Here is a 20067-nt window from a genome sequence, read left to right on the forward strand (position 1 = left end):
AATTTTAACACCAAAACATATCATTTTAAGTAAAAAGTATTTGTTAAAAAAATGATTTCTAATAACCTAAAACACTTACGCCAGATAAAGCGTTTAACGCAGGAAATGCTAGCAGAAGACTTGAAAGTGACACGCTCTAGGATTAGTTCTTATGAGGAAGGCCGTTCAGCACCGACCATCGAATTTTTAATTGCTCTTTCGGACTATTTTAAATTACCCATAGATATTTTGTTGCGGAAAGATTTAACTAAAGGTCATGATGCTTCTTTTATAGAAATTGGAAATCAAAGGGTCTTATTTCCGATTACGGTAGATAATGATAATGATGATTTGATTGAAGTGGTACCTGTAAAAGCCAGTGCTGGCTATTTGGCAGGGTACGATGATCCTGAATATATTGAGCAATTACAGAAAATCAAGTTACCTTTTCTCCCTACAGGGAAACATCGTGCATTTCCTATTAAAGGTGACTCTATGCTTCCCATAAAGCCTGGAGCTTATGTGATTGGACGTTTTGTGGATAGCAGACAGGATATTGCAAGCGGGCGTACCTATGTGCTAATTACCAAAAATGAAGGCATGGTGTATAAGCGTGTGTATAATCATATTGAAACGAATAATACTTTGCGTTTAGTCTCGGATAACACGACTTACGAACCTTATGACGTTGTGATAGATGATGTTTTGGAACTTTGGGAGTTTACATGCAGTATCAACACCCAAGAATACGACGAACAGGAACTGAAAATAAGCAGTATCATTCAAATGTTTAACACCCTTGGTGTAGAACTTAAAGCTTTAGAACAATTAGTAAAATAACACTCTTAATTAAATAAAGACACTTCAATCAAAACTTAATTTAACAAAACCTGTCTACTACCATGCTCCTCGTGCAATTCCAATTGCAGTTTCTCATAATTTCCTAATGTAAACTTTGGTATAACATAAACAAACCGCTTGGACCTGGATTTCAAAACCACATTTGGCTCATTACATTTATAAAGAACATTCAATTTTAATTTTTGAAAGGACGACTTTCGGCTTTTACTAGACGCCACTTTAAAAACCTTTAAATAATCAATCTCAAAATCAATTTCAGATCTGTTTTCTATTTCTAAAATTAAATAAACAGCATCTCTATGATATTTTATTTCTATAAGTTTCAAACCTATACCATCTTGACATTTTGATTTACCTCCAGAGGCGTTTTGACTCAAAAAATATCTACTGAATTTATCGTAATAAGTAAAATCCATGGTCCTGGCGGTCTCCTTTTTGATTTCTCCATCGGGTAAGACTTTCGGGATTTCGTTTCCAACACTTTCCAACTTATTCAAAAAATAATTATGTCTGAAGATAGAATCAGCATACTTGATAATATAAGAATACACCTGACCATCATCTGTAATTACTAATAGATTACTAGCTTTCCCTGTTCTCCCCTGTAAAAGTCCAAAATGCTGTTTGTGCTCTCTATTATACGTAAACACAAAGTTTTCGGATCCTGTTATTCCCTGACGAATAGGCTTTGGAAAAAACAAAGTAACATTCATATAATCATTAACCATTATGGTATCTAACTCCGCATAATCCTGGGCTGTAGTCGAAATACACGTCAACACATAAAACATTATAAAACAATACTTTTTCATATTCTTCTTTAATTTATAGTCATTAAAACTCTTTTAGATATAATTTATAATTCCCCAATACGCTAACCTTAATACTTCGGTTATTTCTCTGAAAAATCTTTTTCACGCCTTCCAGCTGTGGTACGCCGGCAATATTAATATCCTCTACCAAATCTCCAATAACTTCTGTAGTTGCCTCTGCTCTGAATCCATTACGTACATATATCCCTTCTTCTCCATCCTGCCAGTCATAGGCTTTTAATTTTACCGGAAAATGATTTATATAATTGATGTTGATTAGGGTTCTATTAGGTTTAAAATTCACTATTCCATAAACCGGGGTGTTTTTATCAAACATCCTCCCGTTAATTTCAGTTTCATTCAGTAATCTCATTCTAATTCTATAATTAGGCTTTACAGTTTGTGTGCCATCAACTATAGCTGCAACATAAACAAGGGCATTACTACCTTTAATTTCCTCGGGGTTTGAGGCAAAAAATAATTGATGCTCCAATCCTAGTTTTTTAACTGCTACTTTATAATCAGATTTCATGTTTTCAACGCCTTCCGCTACTTCACTGGTAACAGAGTTTAAAGAATCAGGAACTGGATTCACCTGCTTTTGATCTGAATAATATATTTTACTGTTTTTGTATATACTATCAATTATCTCTAGTTTTTCTGTCTCAGGTAAATCAGGATTAAACACCCCTATAGAATCCAAGAACCGTTCATCATAAATACTGGGAGCATTAGTTTGCTTTACTTCTTTTAAATCATTTATAGCTTCTAATTTTGATTCATATTGTTTTTGTTCCATTTCAAGTTCTGGAACTGGAATTTGATTCACTTCAATTAATACAGGTTCTTCCTTTTCGATAAGCATAATGCCATAGGCCCCTATGAACAGTAATACACAAAGTATAAGACCTCCGAATACGATTTTGTTTTTTTCTAGTTTCATATCATGTTACATTTATTCTGTTTCTAACTTTCTTAGGGTATGTTCAAAAAAATCTGTTATTAATAATCCATGGGTATTATTAGGAAAATTGCGATCCACATGAATTAAAGTCCCTGTAGTAATTAATTCATAATGATCCACTATTGAACCTCTATTAATTTCAAAGACCGTAGTTGTATGAAATTCATATGGTGATTTTTGAATATTAATCGTTGATTTAACACTGGTCACTTTTTGTACTAAGGAATATTGCAGCAAACGATTATAGACTCCATCTGCTTTTTTCTGCCTATACAAAGCATCAACAGAACTATTGCCCAACCATAAAGCCTTTTCTGTCTGACGCTGGTAATTACTGGCATCTATATCATAGAAGTAATTATGAAATAATTCCAAATGCGCTAAAGCTTCTACTTCTAAATTCTCATACTGAGTAACTAATTTCAGGGGTATGACATTTCCTTCAGTACTTATAGCAAAAGCATGCTCTAGCATGCTTTTATGTTGCTTAACCACCAAAACAATCGCAACCACACTAATAACAGTAGCAGCTGTAGTGACAGCAAGAACAACAAATCGATTTAATTTTAATACACTGTAAATATCTTTATACGCTGTTTTCATAAGCTTGAAATATGAATGATTTATTAGTTTGCAAATAGTTTGATTGTAAAAGATGTTGCTTTTCTATACAGTTTAAATTTTAGTAGCACTATAAAGCCTATAGACCCTAATTCAATTACTGGCGCAAAAAGATGACTCCCCCAATCTGTTCCAAATAAATACGACCAGAAGTTTGCATTGATTTCTGTGTACAATTGATTCACAAATACATTGACTAGAAAAAAGGCTGGCACCAGCATATACACAGCGGCATAGAGTTTAAAAAAATTATAGGCTAAACTTCTAAACTTTTCAAACACTGCAAGACTGATTACAAGAGGAAAAAAGGCTTGCATGATACCTAATAGAAAATACCGCTCCGCTAAAAACAAAGGATAGATAAACAAATCCAACAGCCACAAAAACAGGGCTAGAATAAATGCTACGATTCGTAATCCAAAAAACGGACTAACTAAAGCCTCATATAATAAAGACATTGCTTTTTTGGCGGCTTCCATGGCACTCACATCTGCTTCAATATCCAATTCCTGCAGCTGTAGCGGAAGGAGTGCCGGAGCCGTATCTTTATACTGTGTTTCTATTGCTACCAAAAGCCCATCGAATACTGCCAAAACCTGTGTGGAGAAAATCACTAATATCACGAAAGTAAAATTCTTTGCAAGCTCTCTTGGAGTAAGTCCCCAGGTATATCCATCATAACTGGCTACCCCTTCATTATACTTTTTTATAATGTTAATCAGGAAAAACAAAACTGCTAACGCTTTCATGCCTGTTATCGTGTAGTTAGCAAAGTCACTACCTTTGATAGTAGTAAAGACTGCATCTACAAACTCTAGTCCTATGCCTAAAAAAACGCCACCCATCTTAGTAGTCTGTTTCTCTATTATTGATACGATATTGTAAATCTCTAAAGGCTATAATATCTTTATATCGTTTGGCTTTTAAAGTAACCTCCACGACCATTTGTTTTGACTCTTCTTCCTTTTCGTTTAAGAATATGGCACGTTCTGCATCGGTCATTTTCAGCAGGTCACTTGATAAAATCTGACTTACAAAATCAAGATCTTCCAAAGATTTATTTATAACCGCCTCGAAGGATTCTGAAATACGCAGAACTTCTTCCGGTTTGATATGGGGTGAGTTCAAGATATCCCGCAAGTCATCTTGGATTAAATTGTAAAGTCGCTGATTGTTTTTATATAAGGCCTTTACTGCACTGAGTTGCTTTACTACAGCATTAACCTGTTCTATACGCTCTTTTTGCTCTTTTAAAAACTTTACAGTCTGTAGTAATTGAGAGGTCTGTTTCGCTGATTCTATCAGAGATTTTGCCAGGCTAATAAAATTAGTATTATCATAAACCGGCATCCCTTGAGCTGCACTATTCATAGCGTACAAACTCAATACCAGTATTAATCCCACTATCTTTTTTTTGAATTTCATATCATCCATTTTTTTATCATTTCATTCTATTCTACATCGTCTTGACAAAAGTATTAATAGCTGTTTCCATGTTGCCAGTTTGGTTATATAGAGACAGAATCTCTTCGTTTTCCTTTCCATCGGTCAGATAAGCTGCAAAGACCTCTTTAGGAACCTCCAGTCTGAACACATTGCTGGCTTTTCCTATTTTTATAAACATTTCGGTATACTTACGCTCACCTGAGAGATTATTTCTAATGGACTTGAGCTGGTTTAAATCATGACTGGAAAGATTCAGGCGTTTTTGAAGTTGATCGTAGCCCTTTTCATTATGAAGGCTATAGACGATTTGAGTGTTTTCCAGAATACTTGCCGATGTCGCATTATCCGGGAGTTGATTTATGGATTGAAGAATAATTCCAATAGCGCCATTTTGTTTCCTAATAGCCTGATAATAAAACTCAACACTCTCTAATACATTTTTAAATTTAAGCTGCTTTGCAAATTCATCAAATAAGATAACACCGCGCTCTGCTTTATTTCTCCAAATCGTACGTTGTATGGCTGACTTGATAAGTTTGAGCATCACAGATAAAATCTCTTTATTGTCTCGAACTTCATCCAGTTCAAATACAATAAGACGCTTATCTTCTATCTTGTAGGTTTGGTCTTCTTCAGTATTGAACAAAAAGCTATACAGACCTTCATCCACATATTCTGACAAAACATGTAAAAAATCATATAGATTGAAATAACGCTCCTGAATGCCAAGTGCTTTTAACAAATCATCTTTATGGCTGTCTACAAAATTGTACAATCCGGCTAAGGAATACACAGCAGCTTTTGAGGTTTGATAATAATATTGGAGGATTTTTTTAATTGCGACTTCCTCTGCCTTAGAAGCTACTTTATCAGTAGCCAACAATTCCAGTAAAAATGTTGCCAGATCTTCTAAACGTTCTGGAGAAACATCTGACTTAGATTCGATATAAAATGGGTTAATTCCAAGATTTTTACCCTGCTCATAACGCAGTATAATATGGTCATCCGGATACAGTTTAGCAAATTTTGAATATGAACCTCCAAGATCGATAATTACAAGTCTCACCTGTGATTCAAAATACTGCCTTAAAATATTATTGGCTAAAAATGATTTACCTTCTCCTGTTGGAGCAAAAATTGCAAAATTTCTGGCCTTAATTCGCCTTTTATCTTCGTCCCATACATCTTTAAAAACAGGAATATTAAATTGTCTGTCATTAAAAATAACACCCGTTTGATCACATATGTAATTCGTATTATTTATAAAAAGGCACAGGGCGTGTTTAAGATCTGTGACATATAAATCTTCATTCGAAAAATTAGAACTATGACAAAAAAAGGAATTTAAGAAATACTGCTTACGGTCTTGGCCTTTGGGATAATAGGGAACTATATCCAGTTCCTTGCACTCTGCCTTAACCTTAGAAGCTATAGCCTTAAGCTTTTCGCTATCCTGGTTCCAGATTATTACATTGAGATGACCTCTTATAATTCGAGCAGAATCATCTGCATTTATTTGAGAAACGACCTCATTAATCCTTTCAAGTATAACCTTATTCTGAGTACCAAAATTGACACTTTTTTTAAGGGTTTCAATTTTCTTTTCTAAAAGCCTTCTCCACTTATGCTTATCATCCAGATAAATAATTTGATTTACAATATGATTCTCATTGAGTTTTAGCCCTAGACCATCGATAAATCCTTGATGAAACACAAAGTCATCCGAGGTAAATTGATCATTGGGTTTACTGCTTTGCACAAACTCTCCGAAACACTTTTCATTATTAATGGCCAAAACATCAAACTGATAATCACCAATAGTAATATCAGAGATATTCAATTGTATATCGCATAAGATATCGGCCTTAAAACCATTAAAATACTGTTTCGTTAAAAGCCGAATTTCCGAAGATTCTAAGGGTGATAATTTTATTTTATTGCTATTATTCACAAAAGAAACAGCATCATTTACAGCTGACATAAATGTTTCAACATGTTTATCTACGGCGTTATAAATACCTTGTTGAATTGACTTAAATGGGTTTATATGCTTTGAATGGCAGATCGTTTTATTTTGGGGCAGACTAAAAAACACATATGATCGATGCTCCAGGTAGGACCTTCCATTAAAGTGTTTATAGGTGGCCTTTTCTAAAAAGGTGTCGTTAGGAAGCTTATTGCCGTTATAGGGCCCTTTCTTATAGCAATCCTGTTTATGAACAATAGTGCCGACTGGTAAGCTTTTAAAGGCCTGAAACCAAATATTATGTAAAGCTTCAAAATCAGATTCGGATAGTGAATATATTTCGGGTAGCAGACATTCAAAACAGAGTATTATATTGCCATTACTAGCAAATACAATATGGTTTTGGATATCTAAAATGGGGTCATAGCTCATCAGGTTCAATCGTTTCATAATCGATTACATTTATATTTTTAATACTGATTTCTTTTGGAAAATGACGTTTAAAGGACACGCGAAAAGTACCCCTGCTCATTTGAGTAAAAACAATGTACAGTCCAAGGTTACCAACCATAACAACCACCAACGTTATAATACTGAAAGAGAAAATGACAACAAGTAGAGATAAAAGTATACTGGTTATCAAAAGTGAGAATAATGTTAATGGTAATCCCATTAACAAAGCCTGCTTTCTAATATCTTTATAAACCTTGAACTGTTTCATTGCTTCGCTATTAATTACTACACCACTATACCTATGAGGTAAGTAAAAATGCCTACTACGGCACCTGCTATTAATACAAAGACCAAAACGCGAGTAATTCCTTTTTTCAAATCCGAATTCTCTCCAAAAAAATGTCCGGCATTAAAAAGGAAGCCTATTAAGAATATGACCCCTAAAATGATGGGAAAAATAGTTCTAATAGTATTAGACACATCATTAACCGATTGTTCAATCCCTCCTATCTGAGCAAAACTATTGCCTGAAACCAGAAGACTCATCATTGCTAAATACGTTGCTTTTTTCATGTAAAAAATATTTTAATTAATTCCATTATCGCTTAAATAAAATTACAATATATTTACATCTAAACAACTGAATATCAATATTTTACATAAATAATATTTTTTGATTTGATTTGATTTCAATTAAAAACAAACGCCTATAAAACGTATGATTATCAAAGCCTTAAAACATGAAAAACGTGATGAAAAAATTAAAATTCAAACTAAAAAACGTCAGTTTTCTTCTGATGCTCTTAAATATCTGTTTGGTAAATGCACAGGTTTATCCTTTAAAAAAAATTGTAGTTATTGATCCTGGACATGGAGGTATTGATCCTGGAGCCCTTGGATTACACCGGCAAGAAAAAGACATCACCTTAGACATTGCTTTAGAACTAAAAAAATGGAATAATATGTTTTTTAAAAACGAATTAGACCTATACCTGACCAGAGATTCAGATACACTAATTAGTCTAGCAGATCGAAGAAAATTAGCCTCTGCATTAAAAGCAGATGCTTTTATATCCATTCACTGCAATTCAGCTCATAAAGGAGCCAGAGGTATTGAGATTTTTACGACTAAAAAAACAGGCCAACAAACTACTGTTTCCCAAAATTTAGCACAATCCATATTAGATGAATTCAGACTCCAACTAGGCTTTTTATCCAGAGGGATAAAAAAAGCCAGATACAGTGTTTTATCACAATCCTTCAATCAATATCCAGCAATACTAATAGAAACTGGCTTTATCAGTAGTGAAGATGAATCTATGTACTTGGCAGATAAAAAACACATTCAGGCAGTAGCATTAGCAATACTTATGGGGATTAAAAATCATCTAAATCTAAAATTATGAAAACAGTTTACAAAAAGCTTTGCAAGATTATTAAGTGCATTTTGATTTCCATTTTTCAAGAAATCAACCAGTACATTAAATCACTTTAAAGTCCCATCCCCTAACGCCGTTTATCTTTGGTTGTAGTTTCAAAGGCAATTAAATTAAACAACTCCCGCATTCTTGATCGCACGCGTTTACCATAACGTTCTTCTAGTTCTTGGGCATTCAGATTGGTTGTAATATGCGTCTTTACTTTATGATTTAAATACAATTCATAACGCGAGAGTATGATCTCCCCCATGACATTACAATCTTTCCCATAGTGTCTACCCAGGGGTTCAATTCCCAGATCATCAAAACATACATAATTACTATTTCCGTGATCTTCAATAGTTTTATACCCCAGATGATTAAACCCAAACACAACATTCCGAGCCGGTATTATTTTATACGGTTTTTGATGTGGAACGATGCATCTGAGTAATTTCATTAAACTGGTTTTACCGCAACCTACAGGTCCACTTAGTAAAATGCCTTTATTGATATCAATGTCCAGACGTTTGCAATTCTCCTGATCCCGAATAATATAATTACAAAGTTTAAATAGAATATCTCGGTCTTCATCATGGATTTTGAATATGGTTCCAAATTCCTGTTGTCCCTTATCCGTCAAATAGTTTAAGATACTTTCAAAATTATAAATAATCTTGTTTCCTTTTAAATCACCAAGACAATACTCGCGATTGCCTTCAATGATAATATGTGGTTGAATATATTTCATAGTGGCTCATCATAATTTTTATTTGCACTTACTTTTAAGTTGTCCTGATATGGGACACTGCCATATCGTTTTTGATTTTCAGAAAATGAATTAAAATGTAATTGTTCGTGTTTATTCTCATTTTCTATGTTTATTCCTGTTTGTATATGTTTTATTTTAGATACCACTTCTTGTCCACTTCTTGTACCATTTTTGGGACAGATGGGGTCTACTTCTTGTCCACTACTTGTCCCAAATTTGAACATCATAATTTGACTGCCTTTAAATTTATTTTTTGAAGGATGATATACTAAATAGCTCCAAAGCGACAGGGCTTTTATGGATCGGTGATAGGTTGATTTAGATCCTATTTTGGCTAAACTCATCACCTCCTGCCGATTGATATAAAATTCCTTTGGAAAATGGTATAAATTCCAGAGTTGAAACAGAGCGATATACAAACTTATATGGGTAGGATTTAAACGCCCGTCTTTGGCAAAGAGTGCAAAAACAGCATTCAAATGTTTTATATAATTCATCTCTTCCATAGCACTTTAAACTTTTAAAACGTGTTATGGATTCTATTATTCTCAATCACTTTTATAATTTCCTGATAATCATAATACAACACACCTCCAACCTTGGAATACGGCAGCGTTCCATTTATTCTTAAGTTTTGTAATGTTCCTGGAGATATACCCAATAGTTCCCGAACTTCAGGAGATTTTAGCCATTTTTTGGCCTTATACTCTGTTTCTTTTACTAGTAATTCTTTTAAGTCTTCAAGTAATTCCAATTTAAATTCTCGAAGATCATCTGTTGTAATAACTCTTACTCCCATTTGCTTTGTTTTTAAAAAATAAAGCCACCTAAATCATCCCTTAAAATAACTTTTGAGTGGCTTTATCATGATTTGACTTTCGTTTAACAAAGCTGAATGTTTTTAATATGGTTTATTCGTAATCTGTTCGTAGTTACGTCAAATTTTAACATTATAAAATTTGATGTATTTTAGGCTGTTTCAGCAGGTCTAATCAGCCATAAAACACTTACAAAACAATTACATAACCTTATTAATAAAGAAGAAAACTAAAAACGTAATATCGTCGTAGTTACATGATTAATTTGATAATTAAAATATACTTATAAAGCGTCATCTCCATCCATTCTGCGATTAAAACGCTCTGTAAGTTCTTCTAGAAATCTAGCCCTAATCCCTTTACGAGCCTTGATTTCTGAATAAGTTTTATAGATATTATCCAAGGGGAGTTCAAATAGTTGCTCAAAAATCTGAGCTAAAGCTTTTAAATCATCGGTTCCATTATTAATCACTTGTGATTCATGTAAAGCATAAATTAATTCTATCAAAGCGGTCTTTGAAGACGTCCATTGTAAAGATTTATGTAAGGACGCATTTGACAGTGAAGATTTATCTTGTAATTCAATGTCCCGCATTAGATTTTTAATATAGGAGACAAATTGATTCATTCCTTTTATTCTGGCCCATAACATATCATGAGATGTAAAATAATTAGGGTCCAGATATAAAGATTCCGGTAACGCATACAAAGGGAATACCTGATAGGATCTTGTAAAATATTGTTTATCAAGATAGCATAGTTCCTGATCCATATAGTGTACAAAATCCCAGTTTCTGTTAAAAAACTTATTTATTCTTCCAATTCTTTTCTTCAGGTATGCTAATTTATTATTCCTGCCAACCTTAGGCATCAACAATTGGCAGGATCTTACTTCTGACAAATAGACCAGTACACTTAATGGTTCAACCTTAATCCGTTTAAAAAAATAGATTTCTTCTTCAATACTTTTAAAACCGCGCCTATCTACAATGCTTTTTAAATGATAAAGTGCATTATTACACAAAAGGATGCCTTCATTTAAATTTTTAAGACTATTTGTTTTACCCGTATTTAATTCAGAAAGTTTATTCTGAAACTCTACGACCACGCGATCATAATTTTTATCCATCCAATCTATTCTTTTAAAATACCTTGAGGGATTAGGTATGATTAATTACATATTATTTTAATTTTTGCATTACTTCTTATTTCCCATCATCTCTAGCAATTCCATGGAAAAGTTATCTTTGGCTTGCATGTAAGCGACCTTAGGACATATTTGTGCGCCCAGTTTTTTCTTCTCAAAGGCAGCCGTCATTCCAAAATCAATGTGACTCATGCCGATTTCACCTGCTCGCTTTATAGTTTGATAAAGTAATTGACGGTACACTTGGAAATCTTTAACATAGGTATAATCCATACCTATAAAAGCAGGAACATAGGTATTAGCTACATTTTTATAACAAAACATAACACCAACACAGATGTCGTGATTTGCCTTAGCGTGTTCTTTCTTAAGATTTAGAACTATAAATTCCCAGTTAGGATGTGCAGACATATTATCTATTAGACTAAGTGGATAATCAAAAGTATTTAAACCCAGATTATTCCTTCTAACTTGCTGAAAAAGGGCATTAAATTCATCACGTTGTTCCAGTGAAATTTGAGTTAAGACCTCCACATTAAAATAAGACTGGAAAGGCAATACATCTTTCTTAAAATGCCGTTTAGATCTGGAGCTTAAATTTTTATAGAATTGTTCCACTCCCTTCCATTTAAAATCAGAGATATAAGCTGATTCAGGCATAGATACCTTAAAAAATCCATGATTATGAAAAAACTCATTAAGTACTTCATCTTTTTTAAAATCCCGAAGTACAATCATGGAGGGTTTCAAAATTCTGTCCAAAATATCCAGCTCATTAAATAAAAGATGTAAGGCATTTATCCATAAGGGGTGAGACGTATCTAAAAATAAGTGGTCACCTTCAGTAAACAGAGATCCCATACTCAGGACATAGGACGTCATATACAGAGGATTATTTACTCTTAACTTCTCAATTTCTCTGGAAACAGATTCTGGAGCCAGCATATCTTCTTTCCAAAGTCCATAAGTAAAATAGCTTGCCAATACAGGTTTATTCAATTGGTCCCTGATAATAAAATAATAGAACTTCCAATGCGATTCGGGGTTATCAGCATTACAGAAAGTCTCTTCTAAAAACTCTAATCCCTTATAATCAAACACCCCTTGATTTCCGAAGAGTTCATCCCAAACTGTCCTGTCTAGTTCAGATATGGATTCAGCATATTCCAACATAAGGCCTTGACTGGTTTTAACTCCTATAGAATCATCTTTCCTTTTATTCAGATTAAAGGCACTAAATACTTTATTTGATGTCGTGTGAGTTGCTTCCAGAGCTTTTGGAAAATGATATTCCATAGCCTCTGTAAGCGCTTTAATTTCTTCAGGTCTATTATGTCGTGAAATCGTAATTCTCACCCCTGTATTTTTCACAGGAACTGCCGGAAACAGCCCCAGGTTAACAAAAAAGCCATCCTTTATTAAACGGTTAACAAAATTATATCCGGTAATAGGCATACCTGTTCCTATATAAAACACAGGAGAATTATTTACCTCTACCAGAGGTAAATCCGTTTCTAAAAGTAAATCATTAAATAAACGAATACGCTGTTGTAATTCACCCTGCAAAGTATATATCTCTTCTGACAAATGAATTTCTGCTGACGCAATAGCAGCTGCAACTGAGGCAGGTTCCAATTGCGCCGAGAATGTTAAAGGTCCTCCAAATGTTTTTATTTTACTGTGCATCTTTTTGTTAGAACAAGTCATTACTGCTCCACTGGCACCAAAAGTTTTACTTAGTGTACCAAACACAAAAACATGCTCTGGTAAATCTCCTAGTTCCTGCATCACATATCCAGAACCGTGCTTTCCTGCCCAGCTCATTCCGTGAACGTCGTCAAAATAGAGATGTAATTGAGGATATTTATTGCTTAATTCTAATAGTTCCTTTACTGGAGCAGCATCACCAAACATAGAATATAAACCATCAGCCATATACCATATTTTTTCATGTTTAGAAGACAAGGCTTTTATCTTATCCTCCAGCATATTTAAATTATTATGACGAATCATTTCTATTGGAACGCTTCTTGTTTTTAAAACTTTGGCTGCATTTTGAACACTCCAATGTACTTGGTGATCTAAAATAATGGCATCGGAATCAGAAACCACACTCGGTATGACTCCGATATGCCCCAAGGTACTGTTCTTAGTAATGACCACAGGATTACCATAGATTTCTGTCATTTTATCTTCTAAATTTTGATACAAAGGATGCGATACATAGGTTTTAGACAAAGGAAACTGAGTACCATAACGTAAAATAGCTTCCACTGCAGCACGTTTTAATCGCTCGTCCTGCTCTAGGCCTAAATACCCTGTAGTTCCAAAATGAAATAGAGATTTATTATTAATTCCGATGGTCCGTCCGGATAAGGATTCCCCATCGGCATACAGATGTATCACGCCATGTTTCGTTGCATCAGTAAATACTTCATCAACGATATCTAAAAAGTTGTTTGCTTTAATTTTTGCCATATGATTTTTTTGGATTATTAATTATTGGACTGTATTCATTCTAAATCACATTAAAATGCAGTGTAAACTAACCAAAAGGAATTAAGCAGTATCAATGCATATGCTCCAATAATCCAAATAATCCCTTATAGACCAAAAAAAATCCCTTACAGATATGTTTTAGAGTTTTCTTACATTTTTTAAACCTACCTATTGAAAAAAAATGTAATTTAAAAACCTCATTACCTTTAAAAGTACCAGTTAAATGCAATTAGAAAATGATTTTGCCTCCACTTGGCTAAAAGATGGGGTACTCTATTCTGTATATAAAAATGGAGTAGAAATACAACTTGAAGCAGCCAAATTGGTGAGAGATGACCGATTAAAACTTCAACAAGGAAAGGCCTTTCCAATCCTTTGTGATATCCGAGGGGTTAAACATTTTGATATGTTAGCCAAACGTTATTTCTCAACAGATGGTTTTGTCCTAATTAAAGCTTTAGCCTTAATTTCTAACAACCCTATTTCTGAAGTATACTCTAAAATTTATATAAAAGGTAGCCTCCCTTCCGTACCTATAAATGTGTTTAAAGATGAAACTAATGCCCTACGCTTTTTAAACGAATACGTTGATTCATAAGAGAGATTTTATTTATGTAACATAAAAAAAACAATGCTAAATCCAGAAGACAAAATACGCTTGGAACATATATATAACCAACTTTTAGAAGTTTCTAACGGCAATTTTTCATTTCAAATAGAACGCACCGATAAAAAGGATGAAATAGAGGCACTTTCTGTGCTAGTAAACATGGTTACAGAAGAAATTAAAGATTCCTTTTTACATGAAGGCTACATAAATTTCAGAAACGCCTATAAACATATAACTCAGATTGTTTTTGTCTTAGATGAGAATCAAAAAATTCTGGATGTGGATCATAAATCAATAATGCTTTTAGGCTATGAACCATCAGAAATTTTAAGTACTTCTTTTCACACATTACTTCACGACACCTCTATAGAAACATGGAACACAGTAAATTCTAAATTCAATTTTCACAATACAATTAAGCTGACTTTTAAAACAAAAAATGGTTTATTATTTAATGCCCAATGTTATGGCGTGAAATTACAAAACAACGATAGGCTCAAAAACTTAACATTACTCACTACTTTTGACTTAGTTCAAAGGGAGGCCCCTTCAAAATTAAATCTCGAATCCCTTAATACAAAAGGAAAGAAAAATCAAACAATTAAACAGGTATTATCTTCTCAGGATATTGATAACATTCGAGTTGCTGGTAAATACATCATCGATAATTTAGAGGATGACTTACCTTCTTTAAAAGATCTGGCTCATAATTTTGGTATTAATGAATTTAAACTAAAAAAAGGATTTAAAGAGCTCTATGGTATGACCGTTTTCCAATTTCTAAAAACGGAAAGACTCAAAAAATCTCATATACTGGTAGAACACACTAACATGTCTTTTAAAGAAATAGCTAAAACTGTAGGGTTTAAAACGGCTTCTCACTTCTCCAGAGAGTTTTATTCCTATTATTCTTACCGCCCAAAAGTACTTCGTTTAAATTCTTAGGCTCTATTTTACCCTAAATTTTATTTAATCCCTTACAGACCAATTTTAATCCCTTAGGGGTCATTTGCCTTGGCTAACTTTATACCATTGTTAATCAAACACAATCAAATGGTATGAAATGGCTTCATAAATATTCGGATAATATTCTTGCAATGATATCGAATGTATTGGTTTTACTATTTGTATATACTGCCCTTTCCAAACTAATTAATTTCGAACATTTTAAATCTCAACTCAGTAAATCCCCATATATAGCATCATTTTCAAATATAATTTTATGGTTACTTCCCGGAATAGAATTATTAATAGGTCTAACTCTAATTTCTATAAAACATAAATTATTGGGATTTTACAGCAGTCTTTTCGCTCTGAGTATTTTCACTATATACATCTTGACGGTTCTAAGTTTTAGCAACTATATTCCATGTTCATGCGGAGGCGTACTTGCCAGTTTAAGCTGGACCAATCACATCTTGTTTAACCTAACCTTTATATTATTTTCTGTACTAGGCATTATACTACTAAAACATAAAAATTCAATTGCGCGATTGCAGGGGAAAGATCGAAAACCTGTTAAAAGAGTAGGTCATTAATCATTTAAATTTTAATATTATGAAAACTAAAGTTTTAAAATCAATTTTGCCCATTTTTGTAATGGTTCTAGCTGTAGGTTTAGCTTTCGCCACAGAATCTAATACTGTTAATACAACTGGATATTATGACGATCCCTCTATTCCTGGGATACAACAAGTTCCTGGAGGTACAGATTGCCCTATGGAGGGAGTCATCCCTTGTGAATACAATGGATTTCAAGTCTATGCTGATCAGAATTTACTGAATCCGTTACATAAGAACATTTAATTACTTTTTAATAACAGAAACGGTGCAGAATGAATAGCACCGTTTCTTAAATTAGCAAATCAGCAATTATGAATTGCGACATAATTACTTTAAAGTTACTTCCATTAAACTAATACTCCTCTACTACATTCAAAATTAACTTTAAATGCCCTAATGTGGATTCATCTTTTATTCCTACAATACTTTTAGAAATACGATCTTTTAGCCATAATATTTCACTCATAAAGAGACTTTGTGCCTTTTGACTGTAATTCATATAATTTTTATCAGCTATTACAGTAGGTGTTTCCTGAGTTATACCTTGAACTAACTTTAATATAAATTGACGTTGCAAAGCCTGCTTTCTTGAGGAAATCACTACATTTTCTAGATCCAATTCTGAAAATAGATTTGAACTAATCTCTGCTAAGTAAGACCTAGAATAATCGTTAAACTCATAATTATTCTCTAAATATTCTATCCGTTTCAGTCGCTGTGGTTTAATTAATTCAAAAGCTAGTTTTACCTGCCTTTCTAAGACAACATCGGGATACGTTGTATATGTGTATTTGGCTCTCCAATTTGGTTTAACAAGCCAATTAGGAGGTGAACAAATCTGAGTAAGTATAAGAGTCAAGGTCTCTTTTTGCTGAGTTTCAAGAATTGGAGTATAAATATTTCCTGCTTGCCTATCAGATTTGTATTGCACATTGTACCCTCCAATTACAGATATCATAAACTCCAATTGCTTATACCATAATTCAACTGACTTAAGGTATAACCTTTCTTGTAAAGCAAAGTCTCTAGTATCACTCTGCACCAAAGGTATAAGAGATATAACTCTTTCCAGATTCTTTAAACCTAATGAAAAACCTTTAATAGGATTAGTATTTGTAACTACTTCATTTGTTGATCCAGGACCAATGGTTTCATGACGGCTTTTACTAAGTCGAATCCAAGGAATTGAATCTTGTAACCGCACTGACTCTTCAATAAAAGCTAAATCCTCTAGGTCTGAATTAGAATCAAACAAAGGTGTATAAGCCCAACGAATATTATATATATCCGCTGGTCCTACTTTTGGCATTAATAAATGTGGTGAAAGATTATCCTCTGGCTGTGCAATAAAATTATGCCTATCATAGTTCATAATACTTGGTGTAAATCCCATACTACTCAACCAACTCTCATCCCTTATATCTTCAATTCTATAAGTAGATTCTCCATAATTGCTATCCATAATCCCAAATGAGTGCCCAGCCTCATGAGCTATCACCGATTGAATTAACCTACCTAAGAGTTCATCTGGAAAAGGATAATTCTGAGTTCGGGAATCCAAAGGAGCACACCTAATAAAATACGAATCTGATAGATACTCAAGAGTGGCATTAAAGATAATATCTGATTTTAAAATTTCTCCAGTTCTTTTATCTATAACCTTCGTGACTGTAGCACTTCCTATGTCCTCATACCCTCTTACATCGCGATACTTACCCCAAAGCACTTTTGAATAGTTCACGGAATTAACACTAAATAATGAATCCTTAGGAGAAGAGTCTTTAACCTCAATAGCATTTTTAAAACCTGCAGCCTCAAATGCTGGAATCCATTCTAAAATACCAGCTTTGACATAGGATTTCCATTTATAAGGTATCTCGGAAGATAAATAAAACACAATAGGCTCTACAGGTTCACTAAGTGGCTTACTAGGATGTTTCTTGATTAAACGCCATTTAATTATACTTGCCTTACTATTACTAGTTTGACTTCGAATAAAAGTTGTATTATCCTCTACATCAAATCCCATCCGGTAATCAAATTTTCTAGATTGCATTACCTCTGGAAGCAAGTAAATACTAAAATCTATGGACTTTGAAACCTTTTGTTGTTGTTCCATAAAAGTGCATTCCGTGCTAATTATCACCTCTTCTTTTAAGTTATAAGCCTGTTTAATAAATGATAGATCTTTTAAAATTGAACTCCCTTGACTATAACTCCAATTCAAATTAGTAGTTAAAAACACATCTGAAATATCAATCCAATAAGATGAACTATTCCCTTTATCCTTAATAATTGGAAAAACTCCCAAAATATTTCGAACTGCAGACTTATTGTTTTCTAAGGGGATAAAAAAATCATTTACAGAGTGTATATGTTTAGTCTCTAATACAATCTGATTTTCAATCTTTGACCAAATAATATTCTGTTGTTCAACTTTATAACCATCGCTATGATTTACTAAAATCATTTCTGTATTTAACATAGATGATGGTAATTCTAACAATAGCTGCTGCTGATCCAAACAAACTTTTAAAAATTTATCCTTTGGAACTGATTCATGAATACTATTTGACACACCTATATCAATAGCCTGTAGTTCCTTAGCAGTTAAAGAGCAAAAAGAATTTAGCAGAACAAACAAAATTATATAAACTCTCATCTTATTACTTTTAGTGATTATTTATACAAGTTTTAATACCCCTGGTTTTGTGGTCTTAAATTAGAATTTAGTTCCAATTCAGATTCTGGAATTGGCAATAACACATCCGTAGATTTCCAATTTTGTTTGATTGGGCTTAGAATATTATCAGCCATTTCTAGACGTTTAAGATCAAACCAGCGTTGACCAAATTCAGTAAACAATTCAACTTGACGTTCATGCAAAATGGCCTCAATTAAATCTCCTTGAGAAATTATAGTTACATCTTCCAATCCCGCTCGTTTTCTTATAATGTTTAAATCCTCCAAAGATCCGCTAGTATCCCCTAAATTTGCTCTAGATTCTGAACGAATTAGATATTGTTCTGTCAATCTAAATAAAATAGAATATTCCAAAGCATTAGTTTCTGAGAATATAGCCTTATACTTATATGGAAACATTAAAGTTGTTAATCCATCTTCGCTGCTCTTGGAACCAACCCAATGATAAAGCCTCAAATCATTCAATTCAAATTCATCTACTAGTTGGGAGCTTAATGCATAGGTTTGGCCTGGTACAGCCTGAATAACAAATTCATTTGCTTCATAAGTATTCATATCTGTAATACCATTAGGCTTAAATTGCCAAAGCGTTTCGCTAGAATCCTTTAAAAACACTTTTGTTATATCTTGTTCTAAACTAAAACTAGATATAAGTTCACTGGCTATTTGTTCAGCTAGTTCATATTGTTTAGTGTAGAGGTACATTCGAGATAGTAAAGCCTTAGCTGTTGCCTGACTTGGAATAACGCGTTCCCCTGTAGGTTGAGTCCCTTCTAACAGCGATACTGCCTGAACAAGGTCATAAATTATATTGTCATAAACGACATTTTCAGGGATACGAGCTACCATATTATTTTCGATATAATTAGTAGTAGCGATATATGGGATATCCCCATAAAGATTAACCAATAAGCTATGCATAAATGCACGAATAAAAAGAGCTTGTCCTAAAAATAGATTCTGTTCTTCCTCTCTTAATGCATTTGAATTTTTAACTCCACTAATAATATCATTCGAAGCATAAATAATATTATATGCATGACTCCACCAACCTGTGACAAGTTGATTTGAAGACATAACACTATGTGCATAGAATTCCTGATATTCTGTATTGAATAAATAGTAATCCAATTCATCACTATATATCCCCATAATACTACTTAAACCATATCGACCTGAAACTAAACCTTGCTCCCTCATCTTATAATAGATATTAGCTAAAGTAGATTCTACTGTTGCAGGATCATCAAATACTGTTTCTGATATTAGAAATTTTTCAGGAGGATCGACCTCTACAAAATCATTACAACTCAAAACTACAATACTTAAGACTAAGAGAGTAATTGGTATAACTTTTTCAATGCAATAGTTCCCAATATTATTTTGGGGTATAAATTCAATTATGTTGGTTTTTAGATTTTTCATAATACAGTGT

Annotated in this window: 20 protein-coding genes; 6 read left to right on the forward strand and 14 right to left on the reverse strand. The window is 33.3% G+C overall.

Annotated features, from left to right (window positions below; all coding sequences use genetic code 11):
• Window positions 1-51: 51 nt before the first annotated feature.
• A complete protein-coding gene (locus I3217_RS05120; protein WP_435048673.1) occupies window positions 52-819 on the forward strand; it encodes an XRE family transcriptional regulator in 768 nt (255 codons plus the stop codon).
• A gap of 35 nt (window positions 820-854) precedes the next feature.
• On the opposite strand, the gene I3217_RS05125 is transcribed toward I3217_RS05120, so the two are convergent.
• From I3217_RS05125 to I3217_RS05155, 7 genes are all read right to left on the reverse strand, one after another.
• Complete coding sequence (locus I3217_RS05125) at window positions 855-1652, reverse strand: DUF4138 domain-containing protein (protein ID WP_435048674.1); 798 nt, start codon at window positions 1650-1652, stop codon at window positions 855-857.
• Window positions 1653-1674: 22 nt separating this feature from the next.
• Window positions 1675-2595: a conjugative transposon protein TraM gene (traM, locus tag I3217_RS05130; protein ID WP_435048675.1), complete on the reverse strand. Its 921-nt coding sequence runs from the start codon at window positions 2593-2595 to the stop codon at window positions 1675-1677.
• A gap of 12 nt (window positions 2596-2607) precedes the next feature.
• Window positions 2608-3219: a conjugal transfer protein TraK gene (locus tag I3217_RS05135; RefSeq protein ID WP_435048676.1), complete on the reverse strand. Its 612-nt coding sequence runs from the start codon at window positions 3217-3219 to the stop codon at window positions 2608-2610.
• Window positions 3220-3242: 23 nt separating this feature from the next.
• Window positions 3243-4082: a hypothetical protein gene (locus tag I3217_RS05140; RefSeq protein ID WP_435048677.1), complete on the reverse strand. Its 840-nt coding sequence runs from the start codon at window positions 4080-4082 to the stop codon at window positions 3243-3245.
• Between the two features lies 1 nt (window position 4083).
• Entirely contained in the window at window positions 4084-4662 is a 579-nt protein-coding gene (locus I3217_RS05145) for a conjugal transfer protein (protein ID WP_435048678.1), read from the reverse strand.
• Between the two features lie 31 nt (window positions 4663-4693).
• Window positions 4694-7099 carry a TraG family conjugative transposon ATPase gene (locus I3217_RS05150; protein WP_435048679.1) on the reverse strand — a complete coding sequence of 802 codons (2406 nt, stop codon included), beginning with the start codon at window positions 7097-7099 and terminating at the stop codon, window positions 4694-4696.
• Between the two features lie 288 nt (window positions 7100-7387).
• Window positions 7388-7675 (reverse strand): hypothetical protein, encoded by a 288-nt coding sequence (locus I3217_RS05155; protein WP_435048680.1) that lies wholly within the window; start codon window positions 7673-7675, stop codon window positions 7388-7390.
• A gap of 167 nt (window positions 7676-7842) precedes the next feature.
• On the opposite strand from I3217_RS05155, the gene I3217_RS05160 reads away from it, so the two are divergent.
• The gene (locus I3217_RS05160) at window positions 7843-8508 is read left to right on the forward strand and encodes an N-acetylmuramoyl-L-alanine amidase family protein (RefSeq protein ID WP_435048681.1); all 666 of its coding nucleotides are present in this window, start codon (window positions 7843-7845) and stop codon (window positions 8506-8508) included.
• A 100-nt stretch (window positions 8509-8608) separates the two neighbouring features.
• Here I3217_RS05160 and I3217_RS05165 read toward each other — a convergent pair whose 3' ends face one another.
• From I3217_RS05165 to I3217_RS05185, 5 genes are all read right to left on the reverse strand, one after another.
• Window positions 8609-9271 (reverse strand): ATPase, encoded by a 663-nt coding sequence (locus I3217_RS05165; protein WP_435048682.1) that lies wholly within the window; start codon window positions 9269-9271, stop codon window positions 8609-8611.
• A complete protein-coding gene (locus I3217_RS05170; RefSeq protein WP_435048683.1) occupies window positions 9268-9789 on the reverse strand; it encodes a hypothetical protein in 522 nt (173 codons plus the stop codon). Before I3217_RS05170 ends, I3217_RS05165 begins: the two co-directional genes overlap by 4 nt.
• Before the next feature lie 23 nt (window positions 9790-9812).
• Complete coding sequence (locus tag I3217_RS05175; RefSeq protein WP_435048684.1) at window positions 9813-10091, reverse strand: helix-turn-helix domain-containing protein; 279 nt, start codon at window positions 10089-10091, stop codon at window positions 9813-9815.
• A gap of 302 nt (window positions 10092-10393) precedes the next feature.
• A complete protein-coding gene (locus I3217_RS05180) occupies window positions 10394-11239 on the reverse strand; it encodes an RteC domain-containing protein (RefSeq protein ID WP_435048685.1) in 846 nt (281 codons plus the stop codon).
• 69 nt (window positions 11240-11308) lie between these two features.
• Window positions 11309-13735, reverse strand: a complete 2427-nt coding sequence (locus tag I3217_RS05185) for an aminotransferase class I/II-fold pyridoxal phosphate-dependent enzyme (RefSeq protein ID WP_435048686.1) — start codon at window positions 13733-13735, stop codon at window positions 11309-11311.
• Window positions 13736-13979: 244 nt separating this feature from the next.
• On the opposite strand from I3217_RS05185, the gene I3217_RS05190 reads away from it, so the two are divergent.
• From I3217_RS05190 to I3217_RS05205, 4 genes are all read left to right on the forward strand, one after another.
• A complete protein-coding gene (locus I3217_RS05190; RefSeq protein WP_435048687.1) occupies window positions 13980-14354 on the forward strand; it encodes a DUF7793 family protein in 375 nt (124 codons plus the stop codon).
• A 33-nt stretch (window positions 14355-14387) separates the two neighbouring features.
• Window positions 14388-15311, forward strand: a complete 924-nt coding sequence (locus I3217_RS05195; protein ID WP_435048688.1) for a helix-turn-helix domain-containing protein — start codon at window positions 14388-14390, stop codon at window positions 15309-15311.
• A 152-nt stretch (window positions 15312-15463) separates the two neighbouring features.
• Window positions 15464-15904, forward strand: coding sequence for a MauE/DoxX family redox-associated membrane protein (locus I3217_RS05200; RefSeq protein WP_435048801.1), 441 nt, complete (start codon window positions 15464-15466; stop codon window positions 15902-15904).
• Window positions 15905-15923: 19 nt separating this feature from the next.
• On the forward strand, window positions 15924-16172 hold the full coding sequence (locus tag I3217_RS05205) for a DUF6520 family protein (RefSeq protein ID WP_435048689.1): 249 nt from the start codon (window positions 15924-15926) through the stop codon (window positions 16170-16172).
• Window positions 16173-16281: 109 nt separating this feature from the next.
• Here I3217_RS05205 and I3217_RS05210 read toward each other — a convergent pair whose 3' ends face one another.
• Both I3217_RS05210 and I3217_RS05215 read right to left on the reverse strand, forming a co-directional pair.
• Window positions 16282-18591 (reverse strand): zinc-dependent metalloprotease, encoded by a 2310-nt coding sequence (locus I3217_RS05210; RefSeq protein WP_435048690.1) that lies wholly within the window; start codon window positions 18589-18591, stop codon window positions 16282-16284.
• A 32-nt stretch (window positions 18592-18623) separates the two neighbouring features.
• Window positions 18624-20057, reverse strand: a complete 1434-nt coding sequence (locus I3217_RS05215) for a RagB/SusD family nutrient uptake outer membrane protein (protein ID WP_435048691.1) — start codon at window positions 20055-20057, stop codon at window positions 18624-18626.
• Between the last annotated feature and the right edge of the window lie 10 nt (window positions 20058-20067).

It is taken from the genome of Formosa sp. S-31, from assembly GCF_051172795.1.
Classification (GTDB): Bacteria; Bacteroidota; Bacteroidia; order Flavobacteriales; family Flavobacteriaceae; genus Formosa.

Bases quoted from the DNA above. Each gene is read 5' to 3' on its own strand.
- I3217_RS05170 (WP_435048683.1), bottom strand. From the start codon at position 9,789: ATGAATTATATAAAACATTTGAATGCTGTTTTTGCACTCTTTGCCAAA.
- I3217_RS05200 (WP_435048801.1), top strand. From the start codon at position 15,464: ATGATATCGAATGTATTGGTTTTACTATTTGTATATACTGCCCTTTCC.
- I3217_RS05155 (WP_435048680.1), bottom strand. From the start codon at position 7,675: ATGAAAAAAGCAACGTATTTAGCAATGATGAGTCTTCTGGTTTCAGGC.
- I3217_RS05215 (WP_435048691.1), bottom strand. From the start codon at position 20,057: ATGAAAAATCTAAAAACCAACATAATTGAATTTATACCCCAAAATAAT.
- I3217_RS05145 (WP_435048678.1), bottom strand. From the start codon at position 4,662: ATGAAATTCAAAAAAAAGATAGTGGGATTAATACTGGTATTGAGTTTG.
- I3217_RS05190 (WP_435048687.1), top strand. From the start codon at position 13,980: ATGCAATTAGAAAATGATTTTGCCTCCACTTGGCTAAAAGATGGGGTA.
- I3217_RS05210 (WP_435048690.1), bottom strand. From the start codon at position 18,591: ATGAGAGTTTATATAATTTTGTTTGTTCTGCTAAATTCTTTTTGCTCT.
- I3217_RS05150 (WP_435048679.1), bottom strand. From the start codon at position 7,099: ATGAAACGATTGAACCTGATGAGCTATGACCCCATTTTAGATATCCAA.
- I3217_RS05125 (WP_435048674.1), bottom strand. From the start codon at position 1,652: ATGAAAAAGTATTGTTTTATAATGTTTTATGTGTTGACGTGTATTTCG.
- I3217_RS05140 (WP_435048677.1), bottom strand. From the start codon at position 4,082: ATGGGTGGCGTTTTTTTAGGCATAGGACTAGAGTTTGTAGATGCAGTC.
- I3217_RS05165 (WP_435048682.1), bottom strand. From the start codon at position 9,271: ATGAAATATATTCAACCACATATTATCATTGAAGGCAATCGCGAGTAT.
- I3217_RS05205 (WP_435048689.1), top strand. From the start codon at position 15,924: ATGAAAACTAAAGTTTTAAAATCAATTTTGCCCATTTTTGTAATGGTT.
- I3217_RS05185 (WP_435048686.1), bottom strand. From the start codon at position 13,735: ATGGCAAAAATTAAAGCAAACAACTTTTTAGATATCGTTGATGAAGTA.
- traM (WP_435048675.1), bottom strand. From the start codon at position 2,595: ATGAAACTAGAAAAAAACAAAATCGTATTCGGAGGTCTTATACTTTGT.
- I3217_RS05160 (WP_435048681.1), top strand. From the start codon at position 7,843: ATGAAAAACGTGATGAAAAAATTAAAATTCAAACTAAAAAACGTCAGT.
- I3217_RS05195 (WP_435048688.1), top strand. From the start codon at position 14,388: ATGCTAAATCCAGAAGACAAAATACGCTTGGAACATATATATAACCAA.
- I3217_RS05180 (WP_435048685.1), bottom strand. From the start codon at position 11,239: ATGGATAAAAATTATGATCGCGTGGTCGTAGAGTTTCAGAATAAACTT.
- I3217_RS05175 (WP_435048684.1), bottom strand. From the start codon at position 10,091: ATGGGAGTAAGAGTTATTACAACAGATGATCTTCGAGAATTTAAATTG.
- I3217_RS05135 (WP_435048676.1), bottom strand. From the start codon at position 3,219: ATGAAAACAGCGTATAAAGATATTTACAGTGTATTAAAATTAAATCGA.
- I3217_RS05120 (WP_435048673.1), top strand. From the start codon at position 52: ATGATTTCTAATAACCTAAAACACTTACGCCAGATAAAGCGTTTAACG.